10 protein-coding genes and 1 pseudogene are annotated in these 13128 nt (G+C 37.4%); 6 read left to right on the top strand and 5 right to left on the bottom strand.

All coding sequences use genetic code 11. The features are described 5' to 3' along the window. The coding region (locus tag ACM03V_RS20530; RefSeq protein WP_414622647.1) for an aldehyde dehydrogenase family protein at nucleotides 1-705 on the top strand (705 nt) is incomplete at its 5' end. 119 nt (nucleotides 706-824) lie between these two features. Further along, the gene (locus ACM03V_RS20525) at nucleotides 825-2162 is read left to right on the top strand and encodes a cytochrome P450 (protein WP_414622646.1); all 1338 of its coding nucleotides are present in this window, start codon (nucleotides 825-827) and stop codon (nucleotides 2160-2162) included. 199 nt (nucleotides 2163-2361) lie between these two features. Here ACM03V_RS20525 and acsF read toward each other — a convergent pair whose 3' ends face one another. Continuing rightward, entirely contained in the window at nucleotides 2362-3435 is a 1074-nt protein-coding gene (gene acsF / locus ACM03V_RS20520; protein WP_414622645.1) for a magnesium-protoporphyrin IX monomethyl ester (oxidative) cyclase, read from the bottom strand. A 444-nt stretch (nucleotides 3436-3879) separates the two neighbouring features. Between acsF and ACM03V_RS20515 the strand changes: the two genes are divergently transcribed. Further along, a complete protein-coding gene (locus ACM03V_RS20515) occupies nucleotides 3880-4140 on the top strand; it encodes a hypothetical protein (protein ID WP_414622644.1) in 261 nt (86 codons plus the stop codon). A 57-nt stretch (nucleotides 4141-4197) separates the two neighbouring features. Here ACM03V_RS20515 and ACM03V_RS20510 read toward each other — a convergent pair whose 3' ends face one another. Continuing rightward, entirely contained in the window at nucleotides 4198-4398 is a 201-nt protein-coding gene (locus ACM03V_RS20510) for a hypothetical protein (RefSeq protein ID WP_414622643.1), read from the bottom strand. A 421-nt stretch (nucleotides 4399-4819) separates the two neighbouring features. Between ACM03V_RS20510 and ACM03V_RS20505 the strand changes: the two genes are divergently transcribed. Next, entirely contained in the window at nucleotides 4820-5518 is a 699-nt protein-coding gene (locus tag ACM03V_RS20505; protein ID WP_414622642.1) for a heme oxygenase (biliverdin-producing), read from the top strand. Nucleotides 5519-5612: 94 nt separating this feature from the next. After that, nucleotides 5613-6995: an oxygen-independent coproporphyrinogen III oxidase gene (gene hemN, locus ACM03V_RS20500; RefSeq protein WP_414622641.1), complete on the top strand. Its 1383-nt coding sequence runs from the start codon at nucleotides 5613-5615 to the stop codon at nucleotides 6993-6995. A 421-nt stretch (nucleotides 6996-7416) separates the two neighbouring features. Here the strand turns inward: hemN and ACM03V_RS20495 are convergent, their stop codons facing one another. The 3 genes and pseudogenes from ACM03V_RS20495 to ACM03V_RS20485 form a co-directional block, all read right to left on the bottom strand. Then, entirely contained in the window at nucleotides 7417-8940 is a 1524-nt protein-coding gene (locus ACM03V_RS20495) for a carotenoid oxygenase family protein (RefSeq protein ID WP_414622640.1), read from the bottom strand. A gap of 648 nt (nucleotides 8941-9588) precedes the next feature. After that, nucleotides 9589-9882, bottom strand: a complete 294-nt coding sequence (locus ACM03V_RS20490; protein ID WP_414622639.1) for a hypothetical protein — start codon at nucleotides 9880-9882, stop codon at nucleotides 9589-9591. 199 nt (nucleotides 9883-10081) lie between these two features. Beyond that, a pseudogene (locus tag ACM03V_RS20485) lies at nucleotides 10082-11511 on the bottom strand (folate/biopterin family MFS transporter). Between the two features lie 404 nt (nucleotides 11512-11915). On the opposite strand from ACM03V_RS20485, the gene ACM03V_RS20480 reads away from it, so the two are divergent. After that, on the top strand, nucleotides 11916-13127 hold the full coding sequence (locus ACM03V_RS20480) for an RNA-guided endonuclease InsQ/TnpB family protein (protein ID WP_414622638.1): 1212 nt from the start codon (nucleotides 11916-11918) through the stop codon (nucleotides 13125-13127). Nucleotide 13128: the final 1 nt, after the last annotated feature.

Here is a 13128-nt window from a genome sequence, read left to right as displayed (position 1 = left end):
ATGATTAAAGCCGTTCTAGAAGAACGAGGCTTGTATCCCATTGTTTTCGGTCAAACTTGTATTGCTCCAGACTACTTACTAGTTGATCGACAAATTAAGCAACCGTTACTAGATTTATTCAAAAAGAAAATTGAACTATTTTATGGGGATAATCCAGCCAAAAGTCCTGACTATGGACGTATTGTTAACCAACGGCACTTTTCTCGATTAACCAGCTTTTTAGATAATGGTACTGTTGTTGTGGGAGGAGAAACCGACGCAGATAGCCGCTATATTGCACCTACCATTTTGGATCGGATTACCTGGGATCACCCAGTGATGCAAGAAGAAATATTCGGACCTATTTTGCCGATATTGACCTACGATAAATTAGATTCGGCGATCGCGCAGATCAATGCACGCCCCAAACCACTAGCGCTATACATTTTCTCTAAAGATATTGCAAAACAACAGAAAGTACTGAATGAAACAACTTCGGGAGGAGTTTGTATTAACGATACGGTTATGCAGGTTGGTGTTTCTAATCTTCCCTTTGGTGGTGTGGGCGATAGTGGTATGGGCAGTTACCACGGTAAAGCCAGTTTTGATACCTTTTCTCACCAAAAAAGCCTTTTAAAAAAAGGACTCTGGTTTGATTTTGCTTGGCGCTATGCACCCTATACGCTTAAGCAGCTAAAACAAATCAAAAGTATTGTTGGTAATTAATTACTCTAGAGATTTGGAGTAATTGTGTAAATTTAGTTATATTTTTCTCCAATAGTAGTAATCGAAAATTTGCAATTTCCTTCTTTCAAGAACGCAAGAAATCCAAAATCTAAAATCTAATGGCAACTACCAATCCCAAAACACTTCCTTTACCTCCCGGTAATTTTGGTTTACCTGTAATTGGCGAAACAATCAGCTTTTTTCGCGATGCAAATTTTACAGAAAAGCGATATCAAAAGTACGGCTCTATCTTTAAAACCAGCATTTTTACCAGCCCTACAGTAATTATGATTGGTTCGGAAGCTAACCGTTTTTTGTTTACGAATGATAATAAATTATTTTCTAATAAATGGCCTCCCAGTACTAAGACTTTATTAGGTTCTGCTTCTTTAGCTATACAAACAGGTGGAGAACATCAAAACCGACGCAAGATTTTATCGCAAGCTTTTCAACCCAGAGCTTTAGCAGAATATGCTTCCACAATGGAAGAAATTCTTCAAAGTTATTTACATAAATGGCAAAAAATGGGTACTTTGACTTGGTATCCAGAAATTAGAAAATATACTTTTGATGTTGCTTGTAAATTACTTGTAGGAACCGATGCTGCTAATAATAGTAATTTCGTAGAACTTTTTGAACAATGGGTGGGAGGTTTATTCAGCCTTCCTATAAATTTGCCTTGGACTAATTTTGGTAAAGCATTACGCAGTCGCAAATTACTGTTAAAAAAGATTGAAGAAATAGTATTGCAGCGTCAACAGCAACCTGCTTCTAATAAAGATGCTTTAGGAATGCTATTGCAAGCTACAGATGATGATGGTAATAAACTTGGTGTAGAAGAAATTAAAGACCAAATATTAACTTTACTATTTGCCGGACATGAAACACTAACATCGGCGATCGCCTCAATGTGTCTCTTACTTGCACAGCATCCGGATATTCTCGCAAAGGTACGCAACGAACAGCAAGAATTGGGATTTTCGCAACCGTTAACTACAGAGAATCTCAAGCAAATGACTTATTTAGACCAACTTATCAAAGAGGTTTTGCGTGTTGTTCCTCCGGTTGGTGGTGGTTTTCGTGAAGTAATTCAAGCTTGTGAATTTAACGGTTACTTGATTCCTCAAGGCTGGTCTGTGTTGTATCAAGTACCTAAAACGCATCAAGATGACAGTGTATATACCGAGCCGTTAGAATTCGATCCCGAACGTTTTTCACCTTCTCGCGCTGAAGATAAATCGAAACTTTTTGCTCACATTCCATTTGGTGGCGGAATGCGCGAATGTATCGGTAAAGAGTTCGCTAAGTTGGAAATGAAGCTTTTTGCGGCGCTTTTAGTTCGCAATTATGAATGGGAACTTTTACCAGGGCAAGATTTGAATATAATCCCAGCGCCTACTCCTTATCCCAAAGATAAGTTGAAAGTTAAATTTAAGAAAATAGGGAATAGGGAATAGGGAATAGGGAATGGGGAATGGGGAATGGGGAATAAATTATTTTTTATTTCTTACTTAATATTTATTTATCGCTTAAGATACAGGATTACTTCTCTAATATATTTTACTGTTGCCTGTTGCCTGTTCCCTATTCCCTCTTAAAAAAAAGGATTTACGCTGATTCCCTGTGATTATTTAGCCAGTAAATCTATTTAACGTACTAATGCACTGCCGCTCTTGTTGCTTCAGTATCAATTGGTTTCATCATGAACAACCGTACCATATGTCCGGCAATTGAAAGAAAACAAGGCACTTTTTGCAGTAATTTGACAACTTTAGGGCGATCGCTTTTATCAATCTCCGCTAACCGTAAATTACTGTCGGAACATTCTTCCATTCTCTGGAAAAATTCTGGATGTTGGGTATTGAGAATTGTTGGAAATGCTCGTGCGGATGTTTTATTGGTTTCTTCAATAACTCTTTTGTTGTATTCGCGAGCGTCTATACCAAGGGATTGATAAAAGTTGACTCGTTCAAATACCGTTAGCGTGTGGGTTACGAATACCATTAGTAAGAAGAAACGCACCCATAAACGCGCTTTCCAATTATTGAAAAGTGATGGTTGGGATCTTAACAGCGCTTTAAAGAAATCTCCATGTCTGTTTTCATCCTGACACCAGCTTTCAAAGTAGCGGAATAGTGGATAAAATTGGTTTTCTGGATATAATTCCAAATGGCGAAACATAATAATGTAGCGCCAATAACCAATTTTCTCGGATAGGTAAACCGTGTAAATAATCCATTCTGGGGGAAAGAAGGTATATGTACGGCTTTTAGTTAAATAACCTAAATCCAAAGAAAGATTAAAATCCGCCATCGCTTTATTTAAAAATCCAGCATGACGTGCTTCGTCTCGCGCCATACAGTTAAAAGCATCCGCTAACATCGGATTGCGGTTTTTTAATTTGCGCGATAGCTCTTTAAATAGCAAAAATCCGGAAAACTCAGAAGTACAAGAGCGCTCTAAGAAATCAATGAAAGCTTCGCGCTTTTCACCCTCAATGCTATCCCAAACCTGCTTAAACTCCTCGTCGCGCACGAAGTGATGGCGATTATAGTCGGCTTTCAACTCGTCTACAATCGCTCCTAACTCTTTCTCATGCGCCGAAATATCCATCAATGCCACAGCGTCAAAGTCTGTGGTGTAAAACCGGGGGGTTAACAGGGTTTCCTGCACCGGCGCTTTTACACCTTCTTTAAGCGATGGCTGTGGGGTTGGAAGAGACTTTGCCATAAAAATTCTTTAATCATTCACTTTCACCTATATATCCATTAATAGAAGAATATTTTCATCTTTTGCAAAAATATTTAAATTGATTTACAAAAACAAGCTTTTAATTAGGCTTACTTGCTTGGCGTTAAGTACATTGCCTTTAAGCTAACTTGCGATTATCTTAAGAATAATAATCAATAACTTTTTATGCTTAGTTATTACATATAACCAAAGTAACCAAAGATAGATTGACTATTCTCTTTTATCTTATTTTATACGTAAAAGCACCACTTAGAGCGGTAAATAATGTGTTTTTTTTTACAGTAAACTAACTTTTGTCTCACCCCTAAGATAGATGTCTAAAGATTTGATCGGAGATAAATTGTAAAAATTATTACGACTAAGGTTAATTTCAGGTTAAAAAAGGATTAATTTAAGGTTATAACCAGGAGACTCAGGAGAATTATGAAAAATTTGGACAAAGCAGACAAAGAGAATTTTCTTTACCCTCGCAGCCGTTATCACGGTGAGTTTAAGCCAGAAAACTTGGTATTTAATGCCAATTTACAAGAATTTGCTCAAAAGGTAGGCTATATAGTTAACTTGCAAACTTCAGGAAAAACAACTTCTGAAGAAGCCTATACGCAAATTAAGGCACTGTGGAAGAAGTTGAAGCATAGTAAGAAGGAACTCGGGATTAACGATGAACCTTCATCTGAGGATTAAAGCAATTGTGTAAGTTTTTCGACTTTATTGCTGCGAAGTAATCCGAAAAACTTACATTTACTTGGATAACAACTCAAACTCTTTTGGAGACAGCGACACCATCACATTTTCCGAATCTATGTGGATAATCCAACGTTTGCTAACCTCTTGATCCGACAATATTTCTTTAGCGTAGATAAAACCAACTTTTCCTGCGATGTGCGACGGGCGCAAAATTATTACTTTATCTCCGACTCGTATACCTTGTGAGTTAGCCAATTACACCCCCATATATAAACTTCAGATCAAAATTTATTACTTTAAAAAGAATACAAGCAATAACCGATGTATAGCTTAACTTTTCCTTAACTTAAAATTTATCTTAGCGTTTTTTCAAGTAGTCAAGACGAAAATAATCCATAGTAATTACTTATATATGTTACAGTATTTTATCAATAAGCCTAATTAGATAAATGTCTGCTTAGGCTATGATTTGCAATAATTAAATGTTAATTATTTTGACATTGTTTAATTTCCTCAAGATATAAAGAAATGTTTATAGCTATATACGGATACAAAAAATAAATATTACGGCGAGTATTCTAGAGATCGCGATCGATGCTCGTTTGGGCATTAACGTGTTGCTTTTAATCTGCGTAAATCCTGTTGAAGATAGCGTTTCATCAATGCAGGATTATAAATGAGTAACAATCTAGCTATAAAACTCCGAGAAGGAACCCAGCAATCTCACGCTGCAACGGAAAATATCGGTTTTATGAAATGTTTCGTCAAAGGCGTTGTCGATAGAAATTGCTTTGCAAAATTTTTGAGCAACTTATATTTTGTCTACAGCGAATTAGAAGTAGCACTCGAAAATCATCAAAATCATCCTCGTGTTGGCATTCTGTACTTTCGAGAACTTAATCGCAAAGCCAATTTAGAAAAAGATTTACAGTTTTACTACGGTACGGATTGGCAAAATCAAATTACAAAGTTAGCAGCGACTCAAAACTACATTTCCCGCATTCGCGAAGTAGCTGAAAAACAGCCAGAATTATTGATAGGACACGCTTACACCCGCTACATGGGCGACTTATCCGGCGGACAGATGTTACAAAAAGTAGTCCAATCAACCTTGGATTTATCGGGTTATCAAGGCACATCTTTTTATAACTTCGAGCAAATCCCCGACAAACAAGCATTCAAAAACAAGTATCGCGAAGCTCTCGATAAAGTACCAGTTGACGACACAACAGCCGACAAAATCGTCGCAGAAGCCAACAAATCATTCTCTTTCAATATGCAGATAGCCAAAGAATTAGAAGAAATTTTAATTCAATCTATCGGCGAAGCAAAGTTTCGCAAGCTGATTAGTAACGAAACCACGACGGCGAATTGAGATGGGGAGAAATCCAATTACCAATTACCAATGCCCAATGCCCCATGCCCATTCCTAACAACTAACAACTATCCACTAACAACTATCCACAAAAATGGTATTCCAATTTCCGGCTGTTAAATTTGACTTAGACATCATTAAAAAATACAATACTCCGACACCGAGATATACTAGCTATCCACCCGCTACGGAGTTAAACGAAGCGTTTACGGCGAAGGATTTTGCATCAGCTATTTCTATTTCAAATAGTAGAAAAACTCCGCTATCTTTATATTTTCATATACCTTTTTGTGAAAGTGCTTGTTATTACTGCGGTTGTAATACTATTATTTCTGAGAAAAAAGAAATTGCTATTCCTTACGTCAAACATTTAGTTAAAGAAATTCAGCAAACAGCTAGTTTGATTGATTCGGATCGAAAAGTTGTGCAAATGCATTGGGGAGGAGGAACCCCAAATTATTTGAACGTACACCAGGTGAAACAACTTTGGGGAAATATCAATCAATATTTTAATCTTGATATTTCTTCAGAAATTTCGATTGAAATTAATCCTACATATGTAGATAGAGACTACATTTTGTTTCTGCGAGAAATTGGGTTTAATCGGATTAGCTTTGGGATTCAGGATTTTAATTATGAAGTGCAGGCTGCTGTAAATCGCGTTCAACCCGAAGAAATGCTGTTTAACGTGATGGATTGGATTCGGGAAGCTGGATTTAAAAGTGTCAATGTAGACTTAATTTATGGTTTACCTTTCCAAACTTTGCATGGTTTTTGGAAGACGATTACAAAAACTATCAAATTAAATCCCGATCGCATTGCCGTATTTAACTTTGCTTACGTACCTTGGCTGAAACCATTACAGAAGAAGTTGCCAGTAGACGCGCTTCCTAAACCTCATGAAAAACTGGAAATTTTTCAAATGACTATTGAAGAACTTACCGCAAATCAGTATCAGTTTATCGGCATGGATCACTTTGCAAAAGCCGACGATGAATTAGCGATCGCGCAAAGCAATGGCAGTTTGGGACGCACTTTCCAAGGTTACACAACTCATGCAGAAACAGAGTTATTCGGTTTTGGTTCGACATCGGTAAGTTTGCTTAGAGATGCTTACGCCCAAAATCATAAAAAACTCAAAGATTATTATCAAGCAGTGGAAGCCGGAGTTTTACCAATTAGTAAAGGATTTCAATTAAGTTGGGATGACATTCTTAGAAGAGATGTAATTATGTCGATCATGTCTGGTGGAATTTTACGTTTCTCAGACATTGAAGCTAAATATAACATTAATTTCTCTGAGTACTTTTCCCACGAATTAGAAGCATTAAAATTAGTAGAAGCAGATGGATTGATTAAATTATCAAGCAATCAAATTGACGTTACAGAAATTGGTAGGTTGTTAGTAAGAAATATCGCGGTCATTTTTGATTCTCGCAAAACTACCCAACAGAATAAATTTTCCCGCGCAATTTGACAGTTAACAGTTACCAGTTATCAACAAGACTTACGCAAAGCCCTGCTTTTTAAGGGCAGGGCTGATTCATTCCCTCAAAAGCTTGTAAAGTCAAGGGCTTGAGAATTAAATTTCGGAATTATATTCAATTATTCTTGCCCAAATTATTAGTTATCTATGACTTAAGCTCTTAAAATTGCTCTCAAATCATATTGACAATTTTACTTCCTTGACGAATGAAACAGCCCCCCTTTTTAAGGGGGGTTGGGGGGATCTCAGAATTGGGAATGCCTAGTTTTTAGTTGCGGTTGCGTAAGTCTTGTTTATATTAGATAAATTATCTACCTCTCTTTATTTCTTTTCTTTACGCTCTGTGCATCTAGTAAATAAAAAGAAACCCGATTTTTTCAAAAAACCGGGTTTCTAAATATCTATAATTCAACTAACAATCAACAAAAACATCATCAACAAAATTCCCATGCAAACCATAGGGAATATGATGTTTAAGATGTAACCTTGCAATTGCTCCTTTATTCAAATCCTTGGCATCTAAAATTACCACATCAGAGCGATGGTGAGTTGAATCATAAACCAAACCTATTAGCCAACCATCATCTTCATTACCATTGCGATTGCGCGGTACAAAATTCGGCTCGCTAGCGTAACCATGAGGTGCAGCACTCCAAACCTGTTTTTCACCAGTTTCTAAATCCACTTTTTCAAATGCTTGCAGTGGTGCATTACCTTCAGTAGAGTGAGCCGCACCCATGTATAAATAACGATGTTCGCGTCCGACTTTCTCCGGATGCACGCTCGGAAATTCACAGCAACGGCTTTCAATTAATTCTCGCCGTACCGTATTATCTTTAATATTTAGATAAAACCGCCATAATTGCCCTGGTTTTAAAGATTCAAAATCAGTATCTCGAAAATCGCTTTCGGGTTGCACTTCCGGTAAATTTTCGTAGCAAATAGAATCAATAATTATTTCATCACCTTTCTCAAAAGCGTTGGTATGATGAAACACAAATCCCGATTGCGTTTCTAAAATTTGTACCTTCTTCTGAATCCCCCCCTTCTCAAGGGGGGTTAGGGGGGATCTTCGCGGAATTATCAAAACCTTAGTAGCTCTATCTCCCTGAAACTTAATACATTCCCCAGCACCACGCATTCCTAAAGCAAAAGGAATCGGATTAAAAGCAACGGGATTTTGAAAAAATATGCAGTAATTCGGGGTAATTGCAAAATCATGAATAAAAGCAAAACCGGGAACGCTATGAGCATCCTTACGAACAATTTTACCCGCAGTATCTAATTCAAAAATAGTAATAGTTGTAGATAATCCCGGTTTGATCGAAAAATTCACCAAACAAGGTTCGCCATTATCTTGTTCGCAACTAGGATCGAAACGTGGATGGGCTGCAAAAGCTTCACCTTCGGATAAAACACCATTAAAATGTTCTTTACCCAAAGTTTCCAGCGTTTTTGGATCGAGTTTATGAGGATCTGCCGCTTCCCACAAAGCTAACAGTTTACCACCCCAATAAATCACATTAGTATTAGCAATATTTTTCAGATTAAAATCAAAAGCATTCGCCAACCAACCGCCGCCTTTTTGCGTCCCAAATACACCGCGATAAAGAATTTTTCCGGCTTTTTGTTCTTCAATATAAGCCTTAGTCCGAACAAAACGATTGCGAAAATGAGCGCGTCCGTTAGTAAAAGTAATCCGGCTAATCATTCCATCACCATCAAAAGGATGATGAATGTTTTGTCCGTTAATATCAAGCAAACCAGGACCATTTTTAAACAGCGTACCGTTCAACTCTGGCGGGATTTCTCCTTCTATATCATCAATCCAATAATCATATTCTTCCTTTAAAGATTGATACCCTTCCCGCCAATCTTCGCGAGAATAAGACTTTTCTGTAATTGAATCTCTTTCGTCAATTTGAAAATTCTGCATTTGTATCTAATTAACTATAGCTTTTCTTTAACTAAGTGGACGTAAATACGGATTATTTAGTAGTAAGCAATTAAGTTCTTACTACTAAATAATAACAACTATATGTTTAATATGACTTAGCTATTTATATTTTAATTAGTTAAGCGAAAAGTTTACCACCATAGCTTTGAAATACTGGTAATTATATTGATAAGCTTAAAAACTGACTAATAAGACCTATTGAATAAGGCGGGAAACCCAATGGTAAAAGTAAAATAGAATCTGATTTATAGTTATTTTCCGAATCGTATCTAAAAGATAAATAAAAAATATTGCTCTAAGTTATTCAGGAAATGAAAGACGTATTATAATTTACACTAACCATGAAAAGTGAAAATATTAAAATAGCTGGCGAATATAATTCGCTGCTACACAAACAAAGTCCACCTTCGTGGACTTTATGAAACAACCCGCGCAGGCGGGTTTTGCCTGTATAGCCGCGACTTATAGTCGCCAGGTATGAATAAAATTTAACTTCCAAAGTCAGTATTAAAAGCACGTATTGTTTTATACTTTAATCCGGATTGCTATATTGGTTAGGTACTTTCTAAAAACTTTGTAAAAAATTTCAATTGTGATATAGTTCTTACAATTTAATTTTCGATACATTTAATAGGTCATATCAATCATTCTGCATTCAATCATATTACAAGCAAGGACTGGATAAGGACCTGGATTATACATAGTAAATGCTTGCCTGCCATATCCTGTTTCAATACAAATCCAGATATCTAACCCTGAACGAGTTCGACCATAGTATTCTGGATTCACAATTACAAATCCTTCATTAGAACAACTTACTTGTGCAATAACTTTAGTTCGATTAACAGAAGCATTAGCAGGTTCTATGACAGGAACCATTAAAGCAAATGTACTTATCACAGCAGCAATTTTTTTCAACATAAAAATACCTCGCGTTAATACAATTTCACTTGCTTTTCCCGCGAGGGTCATCCTGATTTATACCCCAATTATAGTTAAGATACAATGAAGAATACTGACGTGTAGTTATGATTTTAGACGGATCAGAAAGAAACCCTAATAGCTGCATTCTTCTCCATTTGCAATTACAATGTGTAATTAGTTATTTTTAACTTGTTAATCAATCAACAACCACTTCTTCTGGTTGTTTCATCATTAATTCTGACATCAAATAGGCATCGTTTCTAATTCTTCGCTTTCTAAGGCTGGTTGTTCTACCTTGGGAGTTTCTTCTCCTTTCTCTGGTAGCCAATTAATAAATGGTAATGGTAATAAAGTGCTGAGATTGGTAATTGTTACTAACAGCCACAAATTATCAAAGTTGTTTTCAGTGACTCCCAAATAATGCATTAGTGCTGCACCTGTCTCGTGAGAAACTAATCCCGCTAAGTTTGTCACCGACATTAATAGTGCAAATAAAGTCGCTTCTACTCCCGGAGGACAAATTCTTGCAGCTAATACTAAAACTGGCATATAGGCGATTTGCCCCATTACCGTCAGAATCAAACTATCACCCAAACTAAACCAATGATCGTCTATTCCTATAGCACGGTTAGCGTGAGTTACTAATATCAGCGTTGTTAATCCCAATACAGTTGAAATTACCGTACTCCAACCAAAAATCACCCGAAACGGAACGCTCTTGAGAAAACGTTGGAAAATAAAAATCCCAACTAAAGCCGCAATACTCGTTACTAAACGTACCCTTCCTAAAAATTCTGGTTGGAAATGTAAATCGTTAGTAGTAAAGAAGAAAAACGCCGATTCCGAACTTGGTGTAGCTAGCCAAATAAACAGAAAAGCAGCAGGTAGCCAAATTACTTTTTTGGTTACAGTTTGACGAAGTAACTTTATTTGCTGTTTAACATCCTCGAAATTGCCGTTTTTATCGTCTTCGGGATTATGCTCTACGGGAGATTCGGCAATTAACCAAGCAACTCCAGAAACAATCAATGGAAATGTCGCAGTAATCCAAAATACAGTGCGCGTAGTGAAATATTCTAACAATAATCCGCCAAAGTAAGCGGTTATCAAACCCCCAAATGCCGAAGCACCCCAACAAATGGACTGTAAAGAACCTGCTTCAGCTTGCGATTCTGCTCTTGCTCTTTCTACTACCAATGAATCTACAATTACATCGCTCACCGCTACCGAAAGCGAACTTAACAAAATAGCAGTTGTCGCAGCCCAGCTACTATGAACTACAGTCGCCATAGCTACCCAGGCTAACGTTCCGAGAATCCCCGACAAAATTAAATAAGGTCGTCTTCGATAACCAAATATGGGGAAACCATCGGAAAAGAACCCAAATACAGGCTTAATAATCCAAGGTAAAACGATAATACCAAATAAGGCTGAAACCTCCGCAGGACTTAGCCCAAGTTCATCTTTGAGAAAAAAGCTAACCGCCAAACGCGACAGCCGCAAAATACCTTGGACGAAATAAACGGTGAGAATTGCGAACAACTCTGGTGTCGGTTCATTACCGAAAAGAATTTTTTCTTGTATTAAATGTTTGAGTTTAGACCAGCCAGAGGAAGATACCTGCATTGGTAAATATTTTTTAAGATTTATCTACTTTTATTATGATATCTGGTAATAACACTAGCGACTGTCTCAGGTATGGAATATCCAGAGATATTAATTACTTTTGTCTAGAAATAGGTAGATTATGGGATATTACCGGCGCAGGTTCACTTATGCATTCAAAAGTAATTTGCATAAAACGTGCTGGTGGTTGTTTACATAAACGATAAATCAAAAGATATTTCCAAAAATTCTGCGAAGGTATGTTCTTTTTGTTTTGCAATTTTTTAACTTTCTTTGCCGGAAGTCCCGCGCTGTAATGTACTCATTCAGCGCCGGGATGGATAGGCAGCCGATGACCCATAGGGAATCGGCAACTCTATATTTGATTATTTTACCACGAACAAGATTTATGGTATTATTGAAGAATGAGAAACGTTGTCAAAGTCCGAATTTATCCAAATGCTGCTCAAAAAGAAGCTTTATCTCAAGCTTTTGGTTGCGCTCGTTGGTGGTGGAATCGCGCCTTGAATTTGAACAACGAAACTTATAAGGCAACAGGAAAAGGAATTTCTAGGCAAGGATATAATGATCTTCTTCCTGCGCTCAAAGTTGAATTTCCTTGGTTGAAAGATTGTTACTCGCAAGTGTTGCAGTCTGTGAGCCTCAATTTGTCTAGAGCATTTATCAACTTCTTTGAAGGTAGGGCAAAATACCCCAATTTCAAAAGCAAGCATGGCAAGCAGTCTATTCAATATCCTCAGTCAGTCAAGCTATTAGATGGCGCTATAAAGCTACCAAAAATAGGCGAAGTTGCTGCAAGGCTTCATCGCATTTTTGAGGGAAAGCTAAAAACCGTTACAGTCAGTATGTCTTGTACTGGCAAGTATTATGCTGCTTTGTTGTTTGATGATGGACAACCAGACGCGACACCTAGCATTGAAGGAAAAGCAATAGGGATTGACCTTGGATTGACTCATTTTGCAATTACCAGCGATGGTTCAAAGTTTGATAACCCTAGACACCTAAAAAAACGCGCAGCAAATCTCAAGCGCAAACAACAAAAACTATCACGCAAAGAAAAAGGTTCTAATCGTAGAAGCAAAACTAAAAGAATAGTTGCAAGAGTACATGAAAAAATAACCAATACTCGCAAAGACTTTCAACATAAACTGTCTCGCAAACTGGTGAACGAAAACCAAGTCATCATTGTCGAGAATCTAGCAGTTAAAAACATGGTAAAGAACCACAATCTTGCTAAGGCAATTAGCGATTGTGGCTGGTCAGAATTTACCAGGCAACTAAAATACAAAGCGGAGAAAGAAGGTAAAACTTACCTAGAAATAGGACGTTTTTTCCCTTCAAGTAAAACTTGCAACGTATGTCTAAATCAAATAGGTAGCTTGCCTCTAGAAGTGCGTAGCTGGACTTGTTCTAATTGCCGAACTAAGCACGATAGAGATATCAACGCGGCTGTCAATATTCGGGATGAAGGCTTGCGTTTATTAGCGTTAGGGACTAGCGCTACTGCCAGTGGAGAGAGTGTAAGACCGCATCGAGGTCGCAAGACTTCCGTAGAGGCTACTGTCCGTGAAGCTGGAAGCCCACACCGTACCTGTACTCAGGTCGGTGTTGGGTAGT

It is taken from the genome of Calothrix sp. CCY 0018, assembly GCF_963920925.1.
Lineage (GTDB): Bacteria > Cyanobacteriota > Cyanobacteriia > Cyanobacteriales > Nostocaceae > Rivularia.
Note: the sequence above shows the minus strand (reverse complement) of the source record. Positions and strands in the feature narration are given on the sequence as shown.

Coding starts and splice junctions, on each gene's coding strand:
- ACM03V_RS20505 (WP_414622642.1), top strand. CDS start 4,820: ATGAGTAACAATCTAGCTATAAAACTCCGAGAAGGAACCCAGCAATCT.
- ACM03V_RS20525 (WP_414622646.1), top strand. CDS start 825: ATGGCAACTACCAATCCCAAAACACTTCCTTTACCTCCCGGTAATTTT.
- ACM03V_RS20480 (WP_414622638.1), top strand. CDS start 11,916: ATGAGAAACGTTGTCAAAGTCCGAATTTATCCAAATGCTGCTCAAAAA.
- ACM03V_RS20495 (WP_414622640.1), bottom strand. CDS start 8,940: ATGCAGAATTTTCAAATTGACGAAAGAGATTCAATTACAGAAAAGTCT.
- ACM03V_RS20515 (WP_414622644.1), top strand. CDS start 3,880: ATGAAAAATTTGGACAAAGCAGACAAAGAGAATTTTCTTTACCCTCGC.
- hemN (WP_414622641.1), top strand. CDS start 5,613: ATGGTATTCCAATTTCCGGCTGTTAAATTTGACTTAGACATCATTAAA.
- ACM03V_RS20490 (WP_414622639.1), bottom strand. CDS start 9,882: ATGTTGAAAAAAATTGCTGCTGTGATAAGTACATTTGCTTTAATGGTT.
- acsF (WP_414622645.1), bottom strand. CDS start 3,435: ATGGCAAAGTCTCTTCCAACCCCACAGCCATCGCTTAAAGAAGGTGTA.